Source organism: Mesorhizobium kowhaii, from assembly GCF_042431665.1.
Classification (GTDB): domain Bacteria; phylum Pseudomonadota; class Alphaproteobacteria; order Rhizobiales; family Rhizobiaceae; genus Mesorhizobium; species Mesorhizobium kowhaii.
Map to the genome: position 1 here is coordinate 218,271 of NZ_JBHLYT010000002.1, position 22,619 is coordinate 240,889.

Consider the following 22,619-nt stretch of genomic DNA (forward strand, 5'->3'; position numbering starts at 1 on the left):
GTCTTCGAATTCCCTCGAACGAGTGGAAAGTTTCAAAATCGCGACCCAGGCTGTTCCAATCGGCAACTGCGAAGTACAAATGGCAATGTTCGACACCCGCCCTGCCCGCCCACACGTTTTCATATTCAGCCTTGGCTCATTCAAAGTTGCCACTTTGCTCGATGCCGTCGATGTTCGCGACAACCTTGCATCGGCCCTGGCACCCGGACACTCGCCAACCGCAGTGCACGAACTCGCCGCCTCGAACTTCATCGACCGCGATCGCTACGAGCACTGCTTCATCCCAACGCTGATCGACACCGGTTCCGAAAAGATCCTGTTCGACACCGGATGCGGAGACGAGGACAGTTCACTTCTGGAATGCCTACAGGACCTTGGGCTCGGACCGGGTGACATCGATGTGGTGATTATCACCCACGGGCACCCGGATCACATCGGAGGGCTTGTGAAGAATGGCGAACCCGTTTTCAGGCGGGCACGCTATGTATTCGGCGCGGCGGAATTCAGCTTCTGGACCGGGGGGAATGCGGTGCGCGAGGCCAGATTGGCCAACCGTGATCTATTCAGACGAATTTGCAGCAGCCTTACAGACCAGGTGACATTCATAGCGCCCGGAGATCAGGTTGTGCCAGGCATTACCGCCATCGACGCAGCCGGTCATTCCCCCGGGCTCCTGGCGTTTCTCGTCGAAAGCGACGGCCAGCAATTGCTCATCTGGTCGGACGCCTTCCTGCATTATGTCGTGTCCATCCAACGGCCGGAGTGGCGTGCTGATCTGGATGATGACAAAGAGCAAGCCGTCGAGACCCGCAAGCGACTGCTAAAGATGGCCGCAGAGCAGCGTCTGCTGATCGCTGGCCATCACATGCCATTTCCAGGACTGGGCTACATCGAGCCAGTGAACGGTTCTTTTCGTTGGCTTCCCGTCAGCTACCAGCTGAACGTGTAGCGACCGGCTGCCACCCTCACCGGGTGACAAACACCGTCACCAGCGGTTTCTTGCCCCAGGCTTCGTTGGCAGCGCCGCGCACAGCGCGCCGTACCGCCTCTTGCACCAGGTCGAGGTCTTTTCGGCGCTGACGGGGGATCGAATCCACCGCGCCGACAGCCGCATCGATCATCAGATCCTCGAGCGTCTCACCGCGCGCATCGGCCTCGGCGATGCCGATGGCGACCAGATCGGGATCGCCGGCAAGCTCATATTTGTCGTCGAGCACGACATTGACCGCGACATGGCCGGCAAAGGACAGCTTGCGCCGGTCGCGAATGCCCATCGCCTGATCGGTGCCGATCAAATTGCCGTCCTTGTAGATGCGGCCGAACGGCACCTGGTCGATGATGGTGGCGGGGCCGGGAGCGAGCCTGAGCATGTCGCCGTCGCGCACCTGCGCCACCTGGCCAATGCCGGAGGTCGACATCAGCGACCCCTGCGCCACCAGATGCGCCGCCTCGCCATGCACGGGAACGCCGATCTGCGGGCGCACCCATTCGTACATCTTGCGCAATTCGCTGCGCCGCGGGTGGCCGGAAACATGCACCAGCGCGTCGCCGTCCTCGATGATCTTGATGCCGAGGTCGATCAGGCGGTTCTTGATCTCGAGGATCGCCTTTTCATTGCCGGGAATCGTGCGCGACGAAAACACCACCGTGTCGCCAGCCGTCAGCGACACCGACTTCATTTCTTCGCGCGACAGCTTGGCCAGCGCCGCCAGCGGCTCGCCCTGGCTGCCGGTGCAGATGATCACCAGGTTTTCGCGCGGGATGAAGCCAAAATCCTCTTCGGCGATGAACTCCGGCAGCCCGTCCATGTAGCCGAGTTCATCAGCCACATCGATGACCCGCTTCAGCGAGCGGCCGAGCACCAGGCACTGGCGGCCGGCATCGCGCGCCGCCTTGGCAATGGAGACGATGCGGCCGACATTGGAGGAGAAAGTGGTGACGGCGACGCGGCCCTTGGCGGCCTGGATGACGCCCTTCAGGCCCTCGCCGACAGCGACTTCCGAGGGTGACTCGCCTTCCCGCAGCGCATTGGTCGAATCGCAGATCAGCGCCAGAACGCCCTTGTCGCCGTAGGCGCGGAACCGCGCCTCGTCGGTCTTTGGGCCGATCGTCGGCTCCGGATCGATCTTCCAGTCGCCGGTGTGGATGACGGTGCCGGCCGGCGACGTGATGGCCAGCGACATCGGCTCGGGGATGGAGTGTGCGACCGGAATAGCCTCGATCTCGAACGGGCCGACAGTGAATTTCTCGCCCGCCCTGTAAATGGTCAGCGGGATCTTCGGCGCGCCCTGCTCGCCCTGCCGCTTGGCTTCGAGCAGGCCGGCGCTGAACGGCGTCATCCACACCGGCGCCTTCATCTTCGGCCAGGTGTCGAGCAGCGCACCATAATGGTCTTCATGCGCATGCGTGATGATGATGCCGCGCAGATTGGCGAGGTTCTCCTCGATGAAGCGCGTGTCGGGCAGCACAAGGTCGACGCCGGGCAAGCTGGCATCGGGGAAGGTCACGCCGACATCGATAACGATCCACTCGCGCGCGCTCGGCGGGCCGTAGCCGTAGAGGGCGAAGTTCATACCGATCTCGCCGACGCCGCCGAGCGGCACGAAGACGAGTTCGGCGTTTTCGGCTTTCGCCATGATTTTTCCCTTCCTGGCCCTCAGGCCAAGCCCGTTAGACGCGGGCAGACGCGACCGCGCCAAAATGCACGTCGCCGGCGGCGATCGTCAGAATAGAACCTTCATCGTCGCGGATCACAAAACGGCAGTCCTCGTCAATGGTTTCAAACACCCCACGCACCACATTACCGTCAATTCTGACAGCAACCTCGCCGCCTAGCCCCGCCGCGCGTGCCAGCCAGCGTCGCCTGACGGCGGCAAGTCCGCGCCCCTCGTCCCACAACCGGGCATTCTCGCTCCAGGCATCCGACAGCGCCAGAAACAATGTTTCCGCATCGCATGTCGCGCCCAGCGCGCGCAATGATGTTGCCGGATAAGGCAAATCCTCGGGATATGCCACAACATTGACGCCGATGCCGACCGCCACCGCGAAACGGCCGCCGTCCAGGATCGCCGATTCCAGCAGGATGCCGGCCAGCTTGGCGCCGGAGGCAAGCACGTCGTTCGGCCATTTCAGCTCGAAACGGTTTTTGCCAGCACTTGCGCCGTCGAGGCCGATGGCGATCCGCCCCTTCGGCACGACCGCGTCGAGTGCATCGGCCAACGCCAGCCCGGCAACGAAGCCAAGCGTCGCGGCAAGGCGAAGCTCGGCAGTGGTGATGACAAGCAGCGTCGCCGCCAGATTGCCTTCCGGCGTCGCCCAGACGCGGCCTCGCCGTCCGCGCCCACTCTCCTGCTTCTTGGAAACGACCCACAATCTGCCCGGGTCGCCTGCCCGGGCATGGTCCAGCGCCAGCGCGTTGGTGGAGCCGACGCTGTCATGCGCCTCGAGCCGGAACCCTTCCGACGCCGAGGTTGGAGCCAGCCGAAATGCCATGCCGTTTAGAAAAATGTCTTGGCGGCGGCTTCGGCATAGGTGCCGATCGGCCCGCCGATCAGCACATAGAACAGCACGAAGGCGCCACTGACGCCGAGCACGAGGCGCAATTCCGTCGCCATCGGCACAAAGCCGCCAACCGGCTCGTCGAACCACATGATCTTGATGATGCGCAGATAGTAATAGGCGCCTACCACCGAGGCCAGCACGCCAATGATCGCCAGCGCGTAGAGATTGGCGTTGATGGCGGCGAGGAAGACGTACCATTTCCCCCAGAAACCGGCGAGCGGCGGAATACCGGCCAGCGAGAACATCAAGATGGTCAGGATCGTCGCCATGATCGGGTTGGTCGACGACAGGCCGGCCAGGTCGCTGATCTGCTCGACATTGCCTTCCTTGCGCCGCATGGCGAGGATGAAGGCGAAGGTGCCGAGCGTCATCACCAGGTAGATCAGCATGTAGATGGCAACGCCCCGCACGCCGGCCTGGCTGTTGGCGGCAAGGCCGACCAGCGCATAGCCCATGTGGCCGATCGAGGAATAGGCCATCAGTCGCTTGATGTTGGTCTGGCCGATCGCCGCGAAGGCGCCGAGCGCCATCGAGGCGATCGAGATGAAGACGATGATCTGCTGCCAGTCGGACGCGATCGGCTTGAACGCGCCCATGGTGACGCGCACCATCAGCGCCATCGCCGCCATCTTGGGCGCCGCAGCCAGGAAGGCCGTCACCGGCGTCGGCGCGCCTTCATAGACGTCGGGCGTCCACATGTGGAACGGCACCGCCGAGATCTTGAAGGCAAGGCCGGCCAACACAAACACCAGGCCGAAAACAAGGCCAAGCTGGCGCTCGCCGCTGCCCAGCGCCGAAGCAATCTCCTGGAAGCCGGTGTTGCCGGTGTAGCCGTAGACCAAGCTGATGCCGTAGAGCAGCATGCCCGACGACAGCGCGCCGAGGACGAAATACTTGAGGCCAGCTTCGGTCGAACGCAGATTGTCGCGATTGATCGCGCACAACACATAGATCGCCAGCGATTGCAGTTCGAGGCCGAGATAGAGCCCGATCATGCTGTTGGCCGAGATCATCAGCATCATGCCGAGCGTGCTGAGCAGCACCAGCACCGGATATTCGAACTTGTCGAAATGCTCCGCCTTGGCAAAGCGCATCGACATCACCAGCGTCACCGCCGAGCCGGTCAGCGCCAGCACCTTCATGAAGTGGGCAAAGGAATCCTGGATGAAAGCGTTGCCGTAGGCGCTGCCCTGCCCGGTATGGAAGATCAGCCAGGCGCCTGATATCACCAGCACGGCGACGGCAAGGCCGGTCACCGTGTTGACGGTGTTGGCGCGCGAATAGGCGCCGACCATCAGCAGCGCCAGCGCACCGATGGCAAGGATCAGCTCTGGCGTCGAGAGCGACAGGCTGGAGAGAAGGTCCGGCGTCATGGTTCGCAAAACCCCTGGTCAGTTCGCCGCCGCGGTCTGCGCGGCGCCGATGGATGCAGTGACATTGGTGACGAGCGACTTGACCGATTGGGCCGTCGCGTCGAAGACGGGCGCAGGATAGACGCCGAAGAAGATGACCAGCACGACCAGCGGGTAGATGATCACCTTCTCGCGCGGCGACAGATCGAGCAGGCCCTTCAGGCTGTCCTTGGTCAGCGCGCCGAAGATCACCCGGCGATAGAGCCACAGCGCATAGGCTGCCGACAGGATGACGCCGGTGGCGGCGAAGAACGCCACCCAGGTGTTGACCCGGAAGACGCCGAGCATTGTCAGGAACTCGCCGACGAAGCCGCTGGTGCCGGGCAGGCCGACATTGGCCATGGTGAAGACCATGAACACGGTGGCGTATTTCGGCATGTTGTTGACGAGGCCGCCATAGGCGTCGATCTCGCGCGTGTGCATGCGGTCGTAGATGACGCCGACGCACAGGAACAGCGCGCCGGAGACGAGGCCGTGGCTGAGCATCTGGAAGATGGCTCCCTGCACGCCTTCCTGGTTCATGGCGAAGATGCCCATGGTCACGAAGCCCATATGGGCGACAGAGGAATAGGCGATCAGCTTCTTCATGTCGTCCTGCATCAGCGCCACCAGCGAGGTGTAGATGATGGCGACGACAGACAGTGTGAACACCAGCGGCGCGAACATTTCCGACGCCAGCGGGAACATCGGCAGCGAGAAGCGCAGGAAGCCATACCCGCCCATCTTAAGCAGGATTGCGGCCAGGATCACCGAGCCTGCCGTCGGTGCTTCGACGTGCGCATCCGGCAACCAGGTATGCACCGGCCACATCGGCATCTTCACCGCGAAGGACGCAAAGAAGGCGAGCCACAGCCAGGTCTGCATGTTGGCCGGGAAATTGTGCGTCAAAAGCGTCGGGATGTCGGTCGTGCCGGACTGATAGAACATCGCCATGATGGCGAGCAGCATCAGCACCGAGCCGGCCAGCGTGTAGAGGAAGAACTTAAACGAGGCGTAGACGCGCCGCTTGCCGCCCCAGACGCCGATGATGATGAACATCGGGATCAGGCCAGCCTCGAAGAACACGTAGAACAGCACGATGTCCAGCGCGCAAAACACGCCGATCATCAGCGTTTCGAGCAGCAGGAAGGCGATCATGTAGGCCTTGACGCGCTTCTCGATCGCTTCCCACGAGGCCAGGATGCAGAGCGGCATCAGGAAGGTCGTCAGGATGACGAACAGCATCGAAATGCCGTCCACACCCATATGGTAGGAGATGCCGGAATCGAGCCAGGCAACCTTCTCGACGAACTGGAAACCGGCTTGCGAATTGTCGAAGCCGGTCCAGATGAACAGCGAGATGATGAACGTGAACGTCGTCGTCAACAGTGCGATGGCACGGATGTTGCGGCGCGCATTGTCACTGTCATCATTGATGAACAGGATAAGCAGCACACCAACCAGCGGCAGGAAGGTGACCAGCGAGAGGATTGGCCAGGCGGTCATCAGAGCATCATCCAGGTGACGAGTGCGGCAACGCCGATCAGCATGGCGAAGGCATAGTGGTAGAGGTAGCCGGTCTGCAGCTTGACGACGCGGTCGGTGACATCAACGACGCGCGCCGAGATGCCATCAGGACCAAGACCGTCGATGATGGTGCCGTCGCCGGTCTTCCACAGGAAATGGCCGACGCGCTTGGCGGGCCGCACCAACAGGAAGTCGTAAAGCTCGTCGAAGTACCATTTGTTGAGCAGGAAGGCGTAGAGCCCGCGATGGTGCGCGGCGAGATTGACGGGCATTTCCGGCGAGCGGATGTAGAACTTCCAGGCGATCGCAAAACCGATGAGCATGGCGATGAACGGCGCCAGTTCCACCCACAGCGGCAGTTCGTGGATCTCGTGCAGGATGTGATTGTTCGGCAAGGTGAACAACGATGCCTTCCAGAACTCGGCATAGCCCTCGCCGATGAAGGCGTTGTGGAAGATGATGCCGGCGAACAGCGCGCCGGCGGCCAGGATGAACAGCGGCACCAGCATCACAGGCGGCGATTCATGGACGTGGTGCATCACCTCATGGCTCGCCCGCGGCTTGCCATGGAAGGTCATAAAGATCAGCCGCCAGGAATAGAAGGAGGTGAAGCAGGCGGCGATGACCAAAAGCACGAAGGCCAAGGCCGCAACCGAATTGTGACTGGCAAAGGCGCTCTCGATGATGGCGTCCTTGGAGAAGAAGCCGGCCGTGCCGATGACCGTCACCGGAATGCCGACGCCGGTCAGCGCTAGCGTGCCGATCACCATCATCCAGTAGGTGGTCGGGATCAGCTTGCGCAGGCCGCCCATCTTGCGCATGTCCTGCTCGTCGGAGACGGCATGGATGACCGAGCCCGAGCCGAGGAACAGCAGTGCCTTGAAGAAGGCATGCGTGAACAGGTGGAAGATCGCTGCACCATAGGCGCCAAGGCCGAGCGCCACGAACATGTAGCCGAGCTGCGAGCAGGTCGAATAGGCGATGACGCGCTTGATGTCGTTCTGGACGAGGCCGACGGTCGCCGCGAAGAAGGCGGTGAAGGCGCCGATGAAGGTGACGACCGTCAGCGCCGAATGCGACAGTTCGAAAAGCGGCGACAACCGCGCCAGCATGAACACACCGGCCGTCACCATGGTGGCGGCATGGATCAGTGCCGAGACCGGCGTCGGGCCTTCCATGGCGTCCGGCAGCCAGGTGTGCAGCGGCACCTGAGCCGACTTGCCCATGGCGCCCATGAACAGCAGCAGGCAGACGACCGTCATTGCCGACTGCTTGTCGAGCGCGTGGCCGAGGAAGGTCAGGACGGCGGCACCTTGCGGCGCGCCTTCAGCGGGAATGAAGGTCGCCGCATTGGCGAAGATGGTGCCGAGATTGACCGAGCCGAACAGCACGAAGACGCCGAAAATGCCGAGCGCGAAGCCGAAATCGCCGACGCGGTTGACGACGAAGGCCTTGATGGCGGCGGCATTGGCCGACGGCTTCTTGTACCAGAAACCGATCAGCAGGTAGGACGCGAGACCCACCCCTTCCCAGCCGAAGAACATCTGCACCAGATTGTCGGCGGTCACCAGCATCAGCATGGCGAAGGTGAACAGCGACAGAAAGGCGAAGAAGCGCGGCCGGTTCGGATCATGGTGCATGTAGCCGATCGAATAGATATGGACCAGCGCCGACACCGTGTTGACCACCACCAGCATCACCACCGTTAGCGTGTCGATGCGCAGCGCCCAGGACGCTTCAAGCCCACCCGACTGGATCCAGCGCAGCACCGGCACGGTGAACACCTCGCCATGACCGAAGCCGACGGTGAAGAAGGCAACCCACGACAGCACCGCGGCGATCACCAGGAAGCCTGAGGTGATGTATTCGGATGCCTTGGCGCCGAGCGACGTACCGAACAGGCCGACGATCAGGAAGCCGATGAGGGGGAGGAAGACGATGGCCTGATACATGGTGGTTCCGTCAACCCTTCATCATGTTGACGTCTTCGACCGCGATCGAGCCGCGGTTGCGGAAGAAGACGACGAGAATGGCAAGTCCGATGGCGGCTTCAGCCGCCGCGACCGTCAGCACGAACAGCGCGAACACCTGGCCGACCAGATCGCCGAGTGCCGCCGAAAACGCGACGAAGTTGATGTTGACCGCGAGCAGGATCAGCTCGATCGACATCAGGATGACGATGACGTTCCTGCGGTTCAAAAAGATGCCGAACACGCCGAGCGTGAACAGGATCGCCGATACGGTCAGATAATGTGCGATGCCGACGACCATCTCAGACTCCTTCGCCCGACTTGACCTTGCGGATTTCCATGCCGGTCGCCGCGGTGCGGCCGACCTGGGCTGAGATCGACTGCCGCTTGACCCCTTCCTTGTGGCGCAGCGTCAAGACGATGGCGCCGATCATGGCGACCAGCAGCACGAGGCCGGCGATCTGGAAGTAGTAGAGGTAGTCCGTGTAGAGGATGTCGCCGAGTGCGGCCGTGTTCGAGCGCGTGGCGAGGTCCGGAATGGGTTTCGAGACTGTGGAGGCGAGCCGCGGCGCAAATGTGTAGCCGCCGAGCACGACGATCAGTTCCGCCGCCAGGACAAGCCCGACCAGCGCGCCGATCGGCGCATACTGCAGCGCGCCTTCCTTCATCTCGGCGAAGTCGACGTCGAGCATCATGACGACGAACAGGAACAGCACCATGACCGCGCCGACATAGACGACGAGCAGGATCATCGCCAGGAACTCGGCCCCCGTCAGCATGAACAGGCCGGCGGCGTTGAAGAAGGTCAGAATCAGGAACAGCACCGAATGCACGGGGTTGCGCGACGAAATGACCATGAACGCCGACGCCACCGCGACAAAGGCGAAGAGGTAGAAAAAGGCCGCCTCTAGTCCACTCAGCATGGGGTTCCCCCGGGTTCCTGTCCGGACCGGCTCTCGCCATGTCCGCTTCTGTGGCTTCGTTCCGCCTCCGGTGTACCGAAGCCGCGTTGTCCTTAGACGAGGCCCCTCGCCCCGTCCATGCGTCAAATATCAGCGATACGGCGAGTCCAGCGAGATGTTGCGCGCCAGTTCGCGCTCCCATCGGTCGCCATTCGCCAAAAGCTTGTCCTTGTCGTAGTAAAGTTCCTCGCGCGTCTCCGTCGCGAATTCAAAATTCGGCCCCTCGACGATGGCGTCGACCGGGCAGGCTTCCTGGCAGAAGCCGCAATAGATGCACTTCACCATGTCGATGTCGTAACGCACCGTGCGGCGCGTGCCGTCGTTGCGGCGCGGACCGGCCTCGATGGTGATCGCCTGCGCCGGGCAGATCGCCTCGCACAGCTTGCAGGCAATGCAGCGCTCCTCGCCGTTGGGATAGCGGCGCAGCGCATGCTCGCCACGGAAGCGAGGGCTGGTCGGCCCCTTCTCGTGCGGATAGTTGATCGTCTCCTTCGGTGCGAAGAACTGGCGCATCGACAGGAAGAAGGCGCTGACGAAATCCTGCAGCAGCAGCGATTTTGCGGCTTGAGACAGAGCGGACATCACGCAAACCCCGTGATCTTGAGGAAGGCGGCGGTGGCGACCACCATGAACAGCGAGATCGGCAGGAACACTTTCCAGCCGAGCCGCATCAGCTGGTCGTAGCGATAGCGCGGCACGAAGGCCTTCACCATGGAGATGCCGAAGAACACGAAGCAGACCTTCAGCACGAACCAGATGACGCCCGGCACCCAGGTGAACGGCGCGAAGTCGAAGGGGGGCAGCCAGCCGCCGAGGAACAGGATGGTGGCCAGCGCGCACATCAGCACGATGGCGACATACTCGCCGAGGAAGAACAGCAGGAACGGCGTCGACGAATATTCGACCATGTGGCCGGCGACCAGTTCCGATTCGGCTTCCACCAGATCGAAAGGCGGCCGGTTCGTCTCGGCCAGCGCCGAGATGAAGAAGATGATGAACATCGGGAACAGCGACAGCCAGTGCCAGTCGAGGAAGGTGTTGGGCAGGCCGAGCTTGGTGCCCAGCCCATCCTGCTGCGACAAGACGATGTCGGACAGGTTGAGCGAACCGGCGCAGAGCAGCACGGTGACAATGACGAAGCCGATCGAGACTTCGTAGGACACCATCTGCGCGGCCGAGCGCAGCGCGCCGAGGAACGGATATTTCGAGTTCGACGCCCAGCCGCCCATGATCACGCCATAGACCTCGAGCGAGGAGATGGCGAAGACATAGAGGATGCCGACATTGACGTTGGCGATTGCCCAGCCCTGGTTGACCGGAATGACCGCCCAGGCCGAGATCGCCAGCACCGCCGAGACCAGCGGCGCCAAAAGGAACACGCCCTTGTTGGCGCCGGACGGGATGACCGGTTCCTTGAAGACGAACTTCAACAGATCGGCGAAGGCCTGCAGCGTACCCCAGGGGCCGACGACGTTCGGGCCACGGCGCAGCTGCACCGCCGCCCAGATCTTGCGATCGGCGTAGAGGATGTAGGCGACGAAGATCAAAAGCACGACGATCAGCACGACTGACTTGAGAAGGATCAGCAGCGCCGGCAGCACATAGAAGGAGAAGAAAGTATCCATGCTTATTCCGCCGCCTGTTTGAAGCCGCTCTTGGCCAGTGCCGAGCATTCCGCCATCACGGCCGATGCCCGCGCGATCGGGTTGGTCAGGTAGAAGTCCGTGACCGGCGAGGTGAAGGTGCCCTTGTTCAGCCGTCCGCCGAGCTTCGCCACCTCAGTGATGTCTTCGGCATTGGCGGCCGCGACCTGATCGATACGGGCCAGATGCGGGTATTCGCCATAGAGCTTCGCACGCAGTTGCGGCAGCGAATCGAACGGCAGCTTCCTGCCCAGCACATCCGACAGCGCCCGCAGAATCGCCCAGTCCTCGCGCGCATCGCCCGGTGCGAAGCCGGCACGGTTGGTCTGCTGCACGCGCCCTTCCGTGTTGACGTAGGTGGCCGACTTTTCGGTGTAGGCAGCCGACGGCAGGATGACATTGGCGCGGTGTGCGCCCTGGTCGCCATGCGTGCCGATATAGACGACGAAGGCGCCGCCGGTCTTGGCCATGTCGATCTCGTCGGCGCCGAGCAGGAACAGCAGCTCCATCTCGCCCAGCATGCCGGCGACGTTCTTGCCGCCCTCGCCCGGCACGAAACCGAGATCGAGGCCGCCGACGCGCCCGGCCGCATTGTGCAGCACGGCAAAGCCGTTCCAGTCCGCCCTTGCGGCGTTGACGGCAGCAGCGAGTTTTGCCGCCTGGCCGAGCACAGCCGCGCCATCGGCGCGCGCCAGCGCGCCCTGGCCGATGATGATCAGCGGATGCGTCGCCTTCTTCAGCGTCTGGAAGAACTTGCCGTTGCCATCGGCCAGATCCTTGAGCGAATCCGGTCCGGCGCCCAGCTGTTCATAGTCGTAGCGGGTGTCGCCGATATCGCCGATGACGCCGACCGGCAGATTGCCGATCCGCCAGCGCTTGCGAATGCGGGCGTTGAGCACCGAGGCTTCATAGCGCGGATTGGCGCCGATGATCAGCACCGCATCAGCCTGCTCGATGCCCTCGATGGTCGGGTTGAAGATATAGCTCGCCCGGCCGAGCGCCGGATCGAGTGCCGCACCGTCCTGACGGCAGTCGGTGTTCTTCGAACCGAGGGAAGCCATCAGCAGCTTCAGCGCGTAGATTTCCTCGACCGCAGCGAGATCGCCTGATATGGCGCCGGTCTTCTCGGGTGCCGCCTTCGACACCGCATCCTTGATCGCCGAAAAAGCCTCGGCCCAGCTCGCGGGAACCAGCTTGCCGTCCTTGCGCACATAGGGGCGGTCGAGGCGCTGCGTGCGCAGACCGTCCCAGATGAAGCGGGTCTTGTCGGATATCCACTCCTCGTTCACCTGCTCGTTGACGCGCGGCAGGATGCGCATCACTTCGCGGCCTCTGGAGTCGACGCGGATCGCCGAGCCGACAGCATCCATCACGTCGATGGATTCGGTCTTGGTCAGCTCCCACGGCCGCGCCTGGAAGGCGAAAGGCTTGGAGGTCAGCGCGCCGACCGGGCAAAGGTCGATGACATTGCCCTGCAACTCCGAGGTCATCGCCTGTTCGAGATAGGTGGTGATCTCGGCGTCCTCGCCACGGCCGATCAGGCCGAGTTCGGAAATGCCGGCAACTTCCGTGGTGAAGCGGACGCAGCGCGTGCAATGGATGCAGCGGTTCATCACCGTCTTGACCAGCGGGCCGATATACTTGTCTTCGACCGCGCGCTTGTTCTCGTGATAGCGCGAGGAATCAACACCGAAGGCCATTGCCTGGTCCTGCAGGTCGCATTCGCCGCCCTGGTCGCAGATCGGGCAATCCAGCGGGTGGTTGATCAGCAGGAATTCCATCACGCCCTCGCGGGCCTTCTTGACCATTGGCGTGTTGGTGAAGATTTCCGGCAGCTCGCCATTCGGGCCGGGGCGCAGGTCGCGCACGCCCATGGCGCAGGAGGCCTGCGGCTTCGGCGGCCCGCCCTTCACCTCGATCAGGCACATGCGGCAATTGCCGGCGATCGACAGCCGCTCATGGAAGCAGAAGCGTGGCACTTCCGCGCCAGCATCTTCCGCCGCCTGCAGCAGCGTATAATGGTCGGGTACAGTGATCTCTTTCCCGTCGACCTTGAGCTTTGCCATTCGCCTCAAACCCCTGCGGATTTCCCGCAATCTCTTGTCCCGGGCGCGGTCGAAACCGCAGCCGGCATTTCATTCATTTCCTGACGGCGAGTGCCGCCGCCTGGGCAGTCCAATCGTCACGGGCGATGCGGCCGGTGAGCGACAAATAATCCTCGACCCAGGCAACCTCTTCCGGCGCCCATGCCGCGATCTGGGCATATGTCCAGATGCCCAGGCCATTGAGAACCGTCTCCAGCTTCGGGCCGATGCCCGATATCGCCTTGAGGTCCGAAGGCTTCGCGGGCTTGTCCATAGCTTTTGGCTGCCTGAAATCCTCCGGCATCAACCCGGCCGGAGCCGCGCCCGCCATCGGGCCTGCGTCGACGACCGGCACTGTGTCGGCGGCCTCCCTGGCAACCATGTCAGTCACGTCCTGCGCGAAGGATTGCGCTTCGGCGATCAAGGTCTTGGTCGCCGCGCGGGCCTTGGACGCGTTCTTTTCCATGTCCGAAAAGCGCTCGGTGCGCGCCTCGAAATCATCGACGATCGGCTGCAGCAGCCGTTGCGAGGCTTCGGCCGCCCCCGAGAGAGCGCCCAACCAGACGCCGAAGGCGTGATTCACCAGCCCGATACCGAGCGCCGACATCGCCGCGGCACCCGCCACGGGGTGCGCGAAAAGGTTGACGGCACTTACCATCTCCTTCGGCATCATCCTGGTCAGGTCCTGGTTCATCTTCTCGAACTGGTCCACATTGGGCATCAATGAGTAGGGTGTCGAATACGGCGCCATAGATATCTCCTGGTCGTTTCTTCGTTCGCCCGCCCCGGTTGTCTCAAATCGGGCACTTGCCCGTATTTCGCTTCGGGCTTTCGCCCGCATTCACAAATTCTCTATTCCGCCGCCACCATCACCGGTTCGGCCCGGTGCGCATTGCGCGAAAACTCGTCGATGCGCCGCTCCACCTCGCCGCGGAAATGCCGCATCAGGCCCTGAATCGGCCATGCCGCCGCGTCGCCCAGCGCGCAGATCGTGTGGCCTTCGACCTGCTTGGTGACGTCGAGCAGCATGTCGATCTCGCGCTTCTGCGCTTCGCCACGCACCAGCCGCTCCATCACCCGCCACATCCAGCCGGTGCCTTCGCGGCACGGCGTGCACTGGCCGCAGCTCTCATGCTTGTAGAAGTAGGACAGCCGCGCGATCGCTTTCACGATATCGGTCGACTTGTCCATGACGATGACAGCCGCCGTGCCGAGGCCGGATTTGAGGTCGCGCAGCGCATCGAAATCCATCGGCGTGTCGATGATCTGCTCGGCCGGCACCAGCGGCACCGAGGCACCGCCCGGAATGACCGCCAAGAGATTGTCCCAGCCGCCGCGAATGCCGCCGCAATGCGTCTCGATCAGCTCGCGGAACGGGATCGACATCGCCTCTTCGACCGTACACGGATTGTTGACGTGGCCGGAAATGCAAAACAGCTTGGTGCCGACATTGTTGGGCCGGCCGAAGGACGAGAACCAGGCTGCGCCGCGGCGCAGGATGGTCGGCGCAACCGCGATCGATTCGACATTGTTGACCGTGGTCGGGCAGCCATAGAGGCCGACATTGGCCGGGAATGGCGGCTTCAGCCGCGGCTGGCCCTTCTTGCCTTCGAGGCTTTCGAGCAGCGCCGTCTCCTCGCCGCAGATATAGGCGCCGGCGCCGTGGTGCATGTAGATGTCGAAGTCATAACCGGACGTGTTGTTCTTGCCGATCAGCTTGGCCTCGTAGGCCTCGTCGATGGCCCGCTGCAGCGCCTCGCGCTCGCGGATGAACTCGCCGCGAACATAGATGTAGGCGGCAATCGCACCCATGGCGAAGCCGGCGAGCAGCGCACCCTCGACCAGCGTGTGCGGGTCATTGCGCAGGATGTCGCGATCCTTGCAGGTGCCGGGCTCGGATTCATCGGCATTGATGACGAGGTAGCTCGGCCGGCCGTCGCTCTGCTTGGGCATGAACGACCATTTCAGGCCGGTCGGGAAGCCGGCGCCGCCGCGTCCGCGCAGGCCTGACGCCTTCATCTCGTTGACGATCCACTCGCGCCCCTTGGCGACGATGCCGGGCGTGTTGTCCCAGGCGCCGCGCGCCATCGCGCCGGCCAGCGACTTGTCGAAGAGGCCGTAGATGTTGTTGAAGATGCGGTCTTTGTCCTGAAGCATTTTTCGTCCCTCAGACCGGTTTCTTGCCGAAGACGCGGATGTATTCAGCGACGCCACCCTTGGCGAGCGCCTTGGCCTGCTTGACCCAGTCGTCGCGATCGATGCGGCCGTGGAAAGCGAGATAACCGTCCACCCAATCGCGCTCGGCCTTCTTCCAGGACGCAACCTGCGCGAAGGTGAAGATGCCCACCGAATGCAGGATGTCTTCGATCTTCGGGCCGACGCCGGAAATCAGCTTGAGGTCATCGACCAGCGCCGGCCTGTCGATGCCGGCCGGACGGTTCTTGTCCTCAAGCGACGGTTTGGCCGGCTTGGTAGCCTTGGCCGCTGGCGCCTTGACTTCCGGCGCCTTGAAGGCGGTGGCCGGCTCGGCCTTGGTCTTCGGACCGTTGCGCTGCTTGGAAACCTGCTCGACCTCGGGGGCTGCCTTGTTGGCATTGGCGGCCGAATGCAGCGGGGCCGAAACGCTCGCCGCCTTTTCAACTGCCGGCGCGACCTTGGTCGTTGAAGGCGTCTTCAATGCCGGGCTGGTTTCCGGGGCATCGGTCTTCGGCTTGCTGGCATTGGACGGCGCGGCCGGGGCGGCAACCGGCGCGACCGTGGCGATTATCGCGTCGGGCGCCGCCTTGGCGGCCCTGGCTGCTTCCCTGGCTTCCCTGTCGCGGGTCGACTTGAGGATCGCCTTTTCGCTCTTCAGGGTCGTGAGGCCGGAGGCCGGCTCCGAGCCGGTGCGGCCGTCCTGCGGTCCGGGCGTCACCGAGGCGCCCTTGCCGGCGTCATAGAGATCGATGATTTCGGCCAGCCGCTCAGGCGTCAAATCCTCGAACGTATCCTTGAAGATCATGACCATCGGCGCGTTGACGCAAGCGCCGAGACACTCGACCTCTTCCCACGACAAGGTACCCTTGGCATTGGTGTGGAACTGGTCGTGATGGATCTTCGACCGGCACACATCCATCAGCGCCTCCGAGCCGCGCAGCATGCAGGGCGTGGTGCCGCAGACCTGGATGTGGGCGCGGGTACCGACCGGGCTCAGCTGGTATTGCGTGTAGAAGGTGGCGACTTCCAGCCCCCTGATACGGGGCATGCCGAGCATGTCCGAAATCGTCTCGATCGCCGCCTTCGTCACCCAGCCTTCCTGCTCCTGCGCCAGCATCAAAAGCGGAATGATCGCCGACTGTTCGCGGCCCTTGGGATATTTCTTGAGCCATTGCTTCGCCGCTGCCGCATTCGCCCGGTTGAAGGCGAAGGATGCTGGCTGGACACTGGCTTCTGCGAGACGGCGGACTGACATTTAGCGATCGACCTCACCAAACACGATGTCGAGGGAGCCGAGAACGGCGGTGACGTCGGCCAGCATGTGGCCGCGGCAGAGGAAATCCATCGCCTGCAGATGCGCGAAACCGGGGGCGCGCAACTTGCAGCGGTACGGCTTGTTGGAGCCATCTGAGACGAGGTAGACGCCGAACTCGCCCTTCGGCGCTTCGACCGCAGCATAGACCTCGCCTGCCGGCACGCGGTAGCCTTCGGTGTAGAGCTTGAAGTGATGGATCAGCGCTTCCATCGAGCGCTTCATTGCCTGGCGCTTCGGCGGCACCACCTTGCCATCGAGGTTCGACACCGGGCCGGTGCTCTCCTTGCCGAGCAAAAGGTCGACGCACTGGCGCATGATCTTCGCCGACTGGCGCATCTCTTCCATGCGCACGAGGTATCGATCGAAACAGTCGCCGTTCTTGCCGATCGGAATGTCGAAATCCATTTCCGAATAGCATTCATAGGGTTGCGACTTGCGCAGGTCCCAGGGCGCTCCCGAGCCACGCACCATGACGCCCGAAAAGCCCCAGGCCCAGGCATCGGCCAGCGAGACCGTGCCGATATCGACATTGCGCTGCTTGAAGATGCGGTTGCCGGTCAAAAGCGCGTCGAGATCATCGATCGACTTCAGGAACGGATCGATCCACTTGCCGATGTCCTCGACCAGCTTCTGCGGCAGATCCTGGTGGACGCCGCCGGGGCGGAAATAGGCCGCATGCATGCGCGAGCCGGAGGCGCGCTCATAGAACACCATCAGCTTTTCGCGCTCGACGAAGCCCCACAGCGGCGGCGTCAGCGCGCCGACGTCCATCGCCTGCGTCGTCACATTGAGGATGTGCGACATGATGCGGCCGATTTCGCAGTAGAGCACGCGGATCAGCTGGCCACGCTTCGGCACGTCGATGCCGAGCAGGCGCTCGGCGGCCAGCGCGAAGGCATGCTCCTGGTTCATCGGGGCGCAATAGTCGAGCCGGTCGAAATAGGGGATCGCCTGCAGATAGGTCTTGGCCTCGATCAGCTTTTCGGTGCCGCGATGCAGCAGCCCGATATGCGGATCGACGCGATCGACGACTTCGCCGTCAAGCTCCAGCACGAGGCGCAAAACGCCGTGCGCCGCAGGGTGTTGCGGGCCGAAATTGATGTTGAAGTTGCGGACGGAGGTCTCAGCCATTCTGGCGCCTCAATTCGTCTTGGCTTTTTCATCGCCCGGCAGGACGTAATCCGTCCCTTCCCATGGCGAGAGAAAATCGAAATTGCGGAATTCCTGCTTGAGCTCGACAGGCTCGTAGATGACGCGCTTGGCCTCGTCGTCGTAACGCACCTCGACGAAGCCGGTCAGTGGGAAATCCTTGCGCAGCGGATGGCCTTCGAAACCGTAATCCGTCAACAGACGCCGCAGGTCCGGGTGGCCCGAGAACAGCACGCCATAGAGATCGTAGGTCTCGCGCTCGAACCAGTCGGCGCCAGGATAGACGCCGGTGATCGACGGCACCATCGTCTCTTCGTCGGCCTGAACCTTGACGCGGATGCGCACGTTCTGCTTCGGCGACAACAGATGATAGACGACGTCGAAGCGCTTGGCCCGCGACGGATAGTCGGCGCCGCAGACGTCGATGATCGAGATGAACTGGCAGCGCGCATCGTCGCGCAGGAAGGTCATCATCTCGACCAGATCGCGCGGCTCGACATGGACGGTGAGTTCGCCATAGGCGATCACCGCGTCATTCACGCGGCCGATCAGCTTCTCGCCGAGATAGGTCGACAGTTCGCTCAGGGATGCGGTCATGGATTTACCGTTCGATCGTGCCGGTGCGGCGGATCTTCTTCTGCAAGAGAAGAATGCCATAAAGCAGCGCTTCGGCGCTCGGCGGGCAGCCGGGCACATAGATGTCGACCGGCACGATGCGGTCGCAGCCACGCACCACCGAATAGGAATAATGGTAGTAGCCGCCGCCATTGGCGCAGGAGCCCATCGAGATGACGTAGCGCGGCTCCGGCATCTGGTCGTAGACCTTGCGCAGCGCAGGCGCCATCTTGTTGGTCAGGGTGCCGGCGACGATCATGATGTCGGACTGGCGCGGAGACGCGCGAGGAGCAACACCGAACCTCTCCGAGTCATAGCGCGGCATCGAGGTGTGGATCATCTCGACCGCGCAACAGGCGAGGCCGAAGGTCATGAACATCAGCGAACCGCTGCGCGCCCAGGTGATCAGCGCTTCAGTCGAGGTGACGAGAAAGCCCTTGTCGGCCAGCTCGTTGTTGATCTCGAGGAAGAAAGGATCGTCGGACCCCACCGGCCTGCCGGTGTTGGGATCGATCAGGCCCTTGGGCTTCGGCGCGACGAGCGTTCCGGAACTGTCGTTCAATCCCATTCCAGCGCTCCTTTTTTCCATTCATAGGCAAAGCCGATGGTCAGCACCGCCAAAAAGACCATCATCGACCAGAAACCGAGCATGCCGATCTTCGAGAACGACACCGCCCACGGAAACAGGAAAGCCACTTCCAGATCGAAGATGATGAACAGGATCGACACCAGGTAGAAGCGGATGTCGAATTTCATGCGGGCGTCGTCGAACGAGTTGAAACCGCACTCGTAGGCGGAAAGCTTTTCGGGATCGGGATTGCGGTAGGCGACCAGGAAGGGGGCGGCCAGCAGCGCCAGGCCGACGACCAGGGCCACGCCGATGAACAGGACGATGGGCAGGTATGAACCTAGAAGTGCGTTCATGCTCGGCTTTCCGTTGGCGCCAATCCACGTTGATTACAGCACCGGACCTTAATGCGGAAGCGTGACAGTTTAACCGCTGAACCGTTTTAAGGGCCTATGCTGCAACGCGGCGAGGGTTAGCGCAGCACTTCCAGCGAAGCAAGTCAAACCTTGTTCAAAACACGGTGCTGGACGGCATATCCGAGGAAACTGGTCCGATCCGCTCCTGTTTGATTTCCTTCTATTTTTACTCCACTTTTGTCTCCTGACATGGTTGCCGCCAAAACCCTGCTAGCATGGGCCGGAATCACCCATCAGGGCCACGCCAAATCACCCTCAGAATGACACCCGCATGAAGGAAAAGATCTCGCTTGCCATGGCACGGCGCACCGCGCTCGCTGCCCAGGGGTTTCTCGATCCCCGCCCCACCGCTACGCCCGACCGCCGCCATTTTGCCCGCGTTCTCTCCCGCACCGGCCTGTTGCAGATCGATTCTGTCAGTGCTGTGGTGCGCGCTCATTATATGCCGCTCTATTCGCGCCTTGGCCCCTACCCGCTCACGTTGCTCGACAACGCCGCCGTCACGCGCAAGCGCACGGTGTTCGAATACTGGGCGCACGAGGCCTCCTTCCTGCCGGTCGAGACATACCCGCTGATGCGCTGGCGCATGCAGCGGGCCGAGCGCGGCGATGAAATGTATCTGGGCCTCGCCAAATGGGGCCGCGAGCACGCCGCCTATATCGAAGAGATCTACCGCGAGGTCGTCGATCGCGGTCCGATCGCCGCTTCAGCGCTCGAAGGCCAGAAAGGTTCGGGCGGCTGGTGGGGCTGGAGCCATGCCAAGCATGCCTTCGAATGGCTGTTCTGGGCCGGGCGCATCACCACCGCTCATCGTCGCGGTTTCGAGCGGTTCTACGATCTGCCGGAGCGCGTGCTGCCGCAGGCGATCCTCGATCTGCCGGTGCCCGCCGCCGAGGACGCGCACCGCGAGTTGCTGCGCATTTCCGCCCGCGCCCACGGTATCGCCACGGCCGGCGACCTGCGTGACTACTTTCGCCTGTCCCCCGCCGACATGAAGGGCCGGCTGGAAGAACTGGTCGAGCTCGGCGAGCTGCTGCCGGTGCGCGTCGAAGGCTGGGACAAGCCGGCTTATCTTCACAAGGACGCGCGCCTGCCACGAAAAATCGAGGCCCGCGCCCTGCTGGCGCCGTTCGATCCGGTCGTCTTCGAACGATCGCGCACGGAGCGACTGTTCGATTTCCACTACCGCATCGAGATCTACACGCCGGCCGATAAGCGACAATATGGCTACTACGTTCTGCCGTTCCTGCTCGGTGACAGGATCGTGGCGCGCGTCGACCTCAAGGCCGACCGGCCAGCCGGGATGCTGCGTGTCCATGCCGCCTATGCCGAGCCCGGCGCGCCGCCTGAAACCGCTGCAGAACTCTTCGAGGAACTGAAGCAGATGCAGGGCTGGCTTGGCCTTGAACGTACAGAAGTGACATCGGCCGGTGATTTGGGTCCGGCGCTGGCCGACCTGACCGTATCGTAAGCCCACGTTGACACCGCTGCCTGCAAAAGCCTAAATCCGGTCCAGACGGTCTCTTCTCTTCAACGAGAGGAGCCAAGAGGGAATGCGGTGCGAAATTCCGATTTCAAATCCGCGGCTGTCCCCGCAACTGTAAGCGAAGAGCCAAGGCCGAAAGCCACTGGGATGGTCCCGGGAAGGCGGCACCAAGGCGATGACCCGCGAGCCAGGAGACCTGCCGTCTGCGACTATAGATTCCGATCGCCCGGCGGGTTTCCGGGCAAGGAGCCCGATTCTTGGACCACGACAGCAGTTTTTCGGCTGGCACAGCGGACAATTCGTCCGGCGAGAGCGATGCCCCTGCCGGCGTGACCATCATCGTCTGTGCCTCCTGCCGCGATGAAACCGGTTCCGATGCCCATCCCCGCGCCGGCGAACTGCTGGCGGACGACACGCGCCGCGCCGCCTCTGGCGAAGACATCCATGTCCGCAGCGTCGAATGCCTCGGCAATTGCAAGCGCCGGCTCAGCGCCGCCATCCTGCGCGATGGCTGCTGGAGCTACGTTTTCGGCGATCTGACCGCAACCAGCGGCGCCGACCTCGTCACTGGCGCAAAACTCTTCGCCACTTCGATGGACGGCCTCATTCCGTGGCGCGGCCGTCCCGATAGCCTCAAGCGCGGCCTCGTGGCCCGCATCCCTCCTCTTGACCTGCTGAAGGACTGATCATGACCGCTTCCGTCTCCCGCGTCCCCTGCACCGTCGTCACCGGCTTCCTCGGCGCCGGCAAGACGACGCTGATCCGCCATCTGCTGGAAAACGCCGGCGGCAAGCGGATCGCCATCATCGTCAACGAATTCGGCGACATCGGCATCGACGGCGAGATCCTGAAGGGCTGCGGCATCGACACGTGCCCAGAGGAAAACATCGTCGAACTGGCCAATGGCTGCATCTGCTGCACCGTTGCCGATGATTTCGTGCCGGCGCTCGACCAGATCCTGTCGCTGACGCCGAAGGTCGACCACATCCTGATCGAGACCTCCGGCCTCGCGCTGCCCAAGCCACTGGTCCAGGCTTTCCAGTGGCCGACGGTGAAGAGCCGCGTGACGGTCGATGGCGTCATCGCCGTGGTAGACGGTCCCGCGCTGGCCGAAGGCCGTGTCGCCAACGACATGAACGCACTTCAGGCACAGCGCGCCCAGGACACGACGCTCGATCACGACGACCCGGTCGAGGAGGTGTTCGAGGACCAGATCGCCTGCGCCGACCTGATCATCCTGTCGAAGAGCGACCTGATGGACGCTGCCGGCTCGGCCCGTGCCAACGCCATCATCAACGAGCACATCGCTCGCGCCGTGAAGATCGTGCCAACGTCACAGGGCAAGGTCGATCCGTCGGTGCTGCTCGGCCTTGGCCTTGCCGTCGAGGACGACATCGAAAACCGCAAGACCCATCACGACGACGAGCTCGACCACGAGCATGACGACTTCGACAGCTTCGTCATCGACATTGCCTCGATCGCCAATCCGGATGAGCTGGCAAAGCGCGTCGCCACCGCCGCCGAGGAAGAAAACGTGCTGCGCGTGAAAGGTTTCGTCGAGGTCGGCGGCAAGCCGATGCGGCTCTTGCTGCAGGCCGTCGGACCGCGCGTCAATCATTACTATGACCGCGCCTGGACGGCCGGGGATGACCGCCGCTCGCGCCTCGTCGTCATCGGCCTGAAGGGGCTGAACCGCCCGGCGATCGAGCGTATACTCGCCGGCTGACGCAAACCAC

The 22,619-nt window shown here is 62.9% G+C and carries 21 protein-coding genes and 1 riboswitch; of the genes, 4 read left to right on the forward strand and 17 right to left on the reverse strand.

All coding sequences use genetic code 11. From position 1 onward, the window contains the following. The first annotated feature begins 79 nt into the window (after positions 1 to 79). On the forward strand, positions 80 to 949 hold the full coding sequence (locus ACFFNA_RS01795; RefSeq protein ID WP_378915127.1) for an MBL fold metallo-hydrolase: 870 nt from the start codon (positions 80 to 82) through the stop codon (positions 947 to 949). Between the two features lie 16 nt (positions 950 to 965). Here the strand turns inward: ACFFNA_RS01795 and ACFFNA_RS01800 are convergent, their stop codons facing one another. The 17 genes from ACFFNA_RS01800 to ACFFNA_RS01880 all read right to left on the reverse strand — a co-directional run bounded on the left by ACFFNA_RS01800 (position 966) and on the right by ACFFNA_RS01880 (position 19,337). After that, a complete protein-coding gene (locus ACFFNA_RS01800) occupies positions 966 to 2,636 on the reverse strand; it encodes a ribonuclease J (protein WP_378915129.1) in 1,671 nt (556 codons plus the stop codon). Between the two features lie 34 nt (positions 2,637 to 2,670). Continuing rightward, complete coding sequence (locus ACFFNA_RS01805) at positions 2,671 to 3,492, reverse strand: biotin--[acetyl-CoA-carboxylase] ligase (protein ID WP_111547554.1); 822 nt, start codon at positions 3,490 to 3,492, stop codon at positions 2,671 to 2,673. A gap of 5 nt (positions 3,493 to 3,497) precedes the next feature. Continuing rightward, the gene (nuoN, locus tag ACFFNA_RS01810) at positions 3,498 to 4,934 is read right to left on the reverse strand and encodes an NADH-quinone oxidoreductase subunit NuoN (RefSeq protein ID WP_378915132.1); all 1,437 of its coding nucleotides are present in this window, start codon (positions 4,932 to 4,934) and stop codon (positions 3,498 to 3,500) included. A gap of 18 nt (positions 4,935 to 4,952) precedes the next feature. After that, entirely contained in the window at positions 4,953 to 6,458 is a 1,506-nt protein-coding gene (locus ACFFNA_RS01815) for an NADH-quinone oxidoreductase subunit M (protein ID WP_111547556.1), read from the reverse strand. Further along, complete coding sequence (gene nuoL, locus ACFFNA_RS01820; RefSeq protein ID WP_378915134.1) at positions 6,458 to 8,431, reverse strand: NADH-quinone oxidoreductase subunit L; 1,974 nt, start codon at positions 8,429 to 8,431, stop codon at positions 6,458 to 6,460. The genes ACFFNA_RS01815 and nuoL overlap by 1 nt, the downstream gene beginning before the upstream one ends. Before the next feature lie 10 nt (positions 8,432 to 8,441). Next, complete coding sequence (nuoK, locus tag ACFFNA_RS01825; protein ID WP_023676620.1) at positions 8,442 to 8,750, reverse strand: NADH-quinone oxidoreductase subunit NuoK; 309 nt, start codon at positions 8,748 to 8,750, stop codon at positions 8,442 to 8,444. Between the two features lies 1 nt (position 8,751). Next, a complete protein-coding gene (locus tag ACFFNA_RS01830; protein WP_111547558.1) occupies positions 8,752 to 9,372 on the reverse strand; it encodes an NADH-quinone oxidoreductase subunit J in 621 nt (206 codons plus the stop codon). A gap of 129 nt (positions 9,373 to 9,501) precedes the next feature. After that, positions 9,502 to 9,993, reverse strand: coding sequence for an NADH-quinone oxidoreductase subunit NuoI (nuoI, locus tag ACFFNA_RS01835; protein ID WP_023812382.1), 492 nt, complete (start codon positions 9,991 to 9,993; stop codon positions 9,502 to 9,504). Beyond that, on the reverse strand, positions 9,993 to 11,036 hold the full coding sequence (gene nuoH / locus ACFFNA_RS01840; RefSeq protein WP_111547559.1) for an NADH-quinone oxidoreductase subunit NuoH: 1,044 nt from the start codon (positions 11,034 to 11,036) through the stop codon (positions 9,993 to 9,995). Before nuoH ends, nuoI begins: the two co-directional genes overlap by 1 nt. 2 nt (positions 11,037 to 11,038) lie before the next feature. Continuing rightward, positions 11,039 to 13,120, reverse strand: coding sequence for an NADH-quinone oxidoreductase subunit NuoG (gene nuoG / locus ACFFNA_RS01845; RefSeq protein ID WP_378915139.1), 2,082 nt, complete (start codon positions 13,118 to 13,120; stop codon positions 11,039 to 11,041). A gap of 73 nt (positions 13,121 to 13,193) precedes the next feature. Beyond that, on the reverse strand, positions 13,194 to 13,889 hold the full coding sequence (locus ACFFNA_RS01850; RefSeq protein ID WP_378915141.1) for a helix-hairpin-helix domain-containing protein: 696 nt from the start codon (positions 13,887 to 13,889) through the stop codon (positions 13,194 to 13,196). Between the two features lie 101 nt (positions 13,890 to 13,990). Further along, complete coding sequence (gene nuoF, locus ACFFNA_RS01855; RefSeq protein WP_111547562.1) at positions 13,991 to 15,295, reverse strand: NADH-quinone oxidoreductase subunit NuoF; 1,305 nt, start codon at positions 15,293 to 15,295, stop codon at positions 13,991 to 13,993. 10 nt (positions 15,296 to 15,305) lie between these two features. Then, positions 15,306 to 16,589 (reverse strand): NADH-quinone oxidoreductase subunit E, encoded by a 1,284-nt coding sequence (locus ACFFNA_RS01860; RefSeq protein ID WP_378915143.1) that lies wholly within the window; start codon positions 16,587 to 16,589, stop codon positions 15,306 to 15,308. After that, positions 16,590 to 17,780, reverse strand: a complete 1,191-nt coding sequence (locus tag ACFFNA_RS01865) for an NADH-quinone oxidoreductase subunit D (RefSeq protein WP_111547564.1) — start codon at positions 17,778 to 17,780, stop codon at positions 16,590 to 16,592. Positions 17,781 to 17,789: 9 nt separating this feature from the next. Continuing rightward, positions 17,790 to 18,395 carry an NADH-quinone oxidoreductase subunit C gene (locus ACFFNA_RS01870; protein ID WP_378915145.1) on the reverse strand — a complete coding sequence of 202 codons (606 nt, stop codon included), beginning with the start codon at positions 18,393 to 18,395 and terminating at the stop codon, positions 17,790 to 17,792. A 4-nt stretch (positions 18,396 to 18,399) separates the two neighbouring features. Next, positions 18,400 to 18,981 (reverse strand): NuoB/complex I 20 kDa subunit family protein, encoded by a 582-nt coding sequence (locus ACFFNA_RS01875; protein ID WP_023670824.1) that lies wholly within the window; start codon positions 18,979 to 18,981, stop codon positions 18,400 to 18,402. Next, a complete protein-coding gene (locus tag ACFFNA_RS01880; protein WP_095087214.1) occupies positions 18,972 to 19,337 on the reverse strand; it encodes an NADH-quinone oxidoreductase subunit A in 366 nt (121 codons plus the stop codon). The genes ACFFNA_RS01875 and ACFFNA_RS01880 overlap by 10 nt, the downstream gene beginning before the upstream one ends. A 331-nt stretch (positions 19,338 to 19,668) precedes the next feature. Here ACFFNA_RS01880 and ACFFNA_RS01885 point away from each other — a divergent pair, with 331 nt between their 5' ends. From ACFFNA_RS01885 to cobW, 3 genes are all read left to right on the forward strand, one after another. Further along, on the forward strand, positions 19,669 to 20,868 hold the full coding sequence (locus ACFFNA_RS01885; protein ID WP_378915148.1) for a winged helix-turn-helix domain-containing protein: 1,200 nt from the start codon (positions 19,669 to 19,671) through the stop codon (positions 20,866 to 20,868). Positions 20,869 to 20,897: 29 nt separating this feature from the next. Next, positions 20,898 to 21,101: riboswitch (cobalamin riboswitch) on the forward strand. A 39-nt stretch (positions 21,102 to 21,140) separates the two neighbouring features. Further along, positions 21,141 to 21,569, forward strand: coding sequence for a DUF1636 family protein (locus ACFFNA_RS01890; RefSeq protein WP_378915150.1), 429 nt, complete (start codon positions 21,141 to 21,143; stop codon positions 21,567 to 21,569). A gap of 2 nt (positions 21,570 to 21,571) precedes the next feature. Next, positions 21,572 to 22,609 (forward strand): cobalamin biosynthesis protein CobW, encoded by a 1,038-nt coding sequence (gene cobW, locus ACFFNA_RS01895; protein ID WP_378915152.1) that lies wholly within the window; start codon positions 21,572 to 21,574, stop codon positions 22,607 to 22,609. The last annotated feature ends 10 nt before the right edge of the window (positions 22,610 to 22,619 follow it).

Coding starts and splice junctions, on each gene's coding strand:
- ACFFNA_RS01795 (WP_378915127.1), top strand. CDS start 80: ATGGCAATGTTCGACACCCGCCCTGCCCGCCCACACGTTTTCATATTC.
- ACFFNA_RS01800 (WP_378915129.1), bottom strand. CDS start 2,636: ATGGCGAAAGCCGAAAACGCCGAACTCGTCTTCGTGCCGCTCGGCGGC.
- ACFFNA_RS01805 (WP_111547554.1), bottom strand. CDS start 3,492: ATGGCATTTCGGCTGGCTCCAACCTCGGCGTCGGAAGGGTTCCGGCTC.
- nuoN (WP_378915132.1), bottom strand. CDS start 4,934: ATGACGCCGGACCTTCTCTCCAGCCTGTCGCTCTCGACGCCAGAGCTG.
- ACFFNA_RS01815 (WP_111547556.1), bottom strand. CDS start 6,458: ATGACCGCCTGGCCAATCCTCTCGCTGGTCACCTTCCTGCCGCTGGTT.
- nuoL (WP_378915134.1), bottom strand. CDS start 8,431: ATGTATCAGGCCATCGTCTTCCTCCCCCTCATCGGCTTCCTGATCGTC.
- nuoK (WP_023676620.1), bottom strand. CDS start 8,750: ATGGTCGTCGGCATCGCACATTATCTGACCGTATCGGCGATCCTGTTC.
- ACFFNA_RS01830 (WP_111547558.1), bottom strand. CDS start 9,372: ATGCTGAGTGGACTAGAGGCGGCCTTTTTCTACCTCTTCGCCTTTGTC.
- nuoI (WP_023812382.1), bottom strand. CDS start 9,993: ATGTCCGCTCTGTCTCAAGCCGCAAAATCGCTGCTGCTGCAGGATTTC.
- nuoH (WP_111547559.1), bottom strand. CDS start 11,036: ATGGATACTTTCTTCTCCTTCTATGTGCTGCCGGCGCTGCTGATCCTT.
- nuoG (WP_378915139.1), bottom strand. CDS start 13,120: ATGGCAAAGCTCAAGGTCGACGGGAAAGAGATCACTGTACCCGACCAT.
- ACFFNA_RS01850 (WP_378915141.1), bottom strand. CDS start 13,889: ATGGCGCCGTATTCGACACCCTACTCATTGATGCCCAATGTGGACCAG.
- nuoF (WP_111547562.1), bottom strand. CDS start 15,295: ATGCTTCAGGACAAAGACCGCATCTTCAACAACATCTACGGCCTCTTC.
- ACFFNA_RS01860 (WP_378915143.1), bottom strand. CDS start 16,589: ATGTCAGTCCGCCGTCTCGCAGAAGCCAGTGTCCAGCCAGCATCCTTC.
- ACFFNA_RS01865 (WP_111547564.1), bottom strand. CDS start 17,780: ATGGCTGAGACCTCCGTCCGCAACTTCAACATCAATTTCGGCCCGCAA.
- ACFFNA_RS01870 (WP_378915145.1), bottom strand. CDS start 18,395: ATGACCGCATCCCTGAGCGAACTGTCGACCTATCTCGGCGAGAAGCTG.
- ACFFNA_RS01875 (WP_023670824.1), bottom strand. CDS start 18,981: ATGGGATTGAACGACAGTTCCGGAACGCTCGTCGCGCCGAAGCCCAAG.
- ACFFNA_RS01880 (WP_095087214.1), bottom strand. CDS start 19,337: ATGAACGCACTTCTAGGTTCATACCTGCCCATCGTCCTGTTCATCGGC.
- ACFFNA_RS01885 (WP_378915148.1), top strand. CDS start 19,669: ATGAAGGAAAAGATCTCGCTTGCCATGGCACGGCGCACCGCGCTCGCT.
- cobW (WP_378915152.1), top strand. CDS start 21,572: ATGACCGCTTCCGTCTCCCGCGTCCCCTGCACCGTCGTCACCGGCTTC.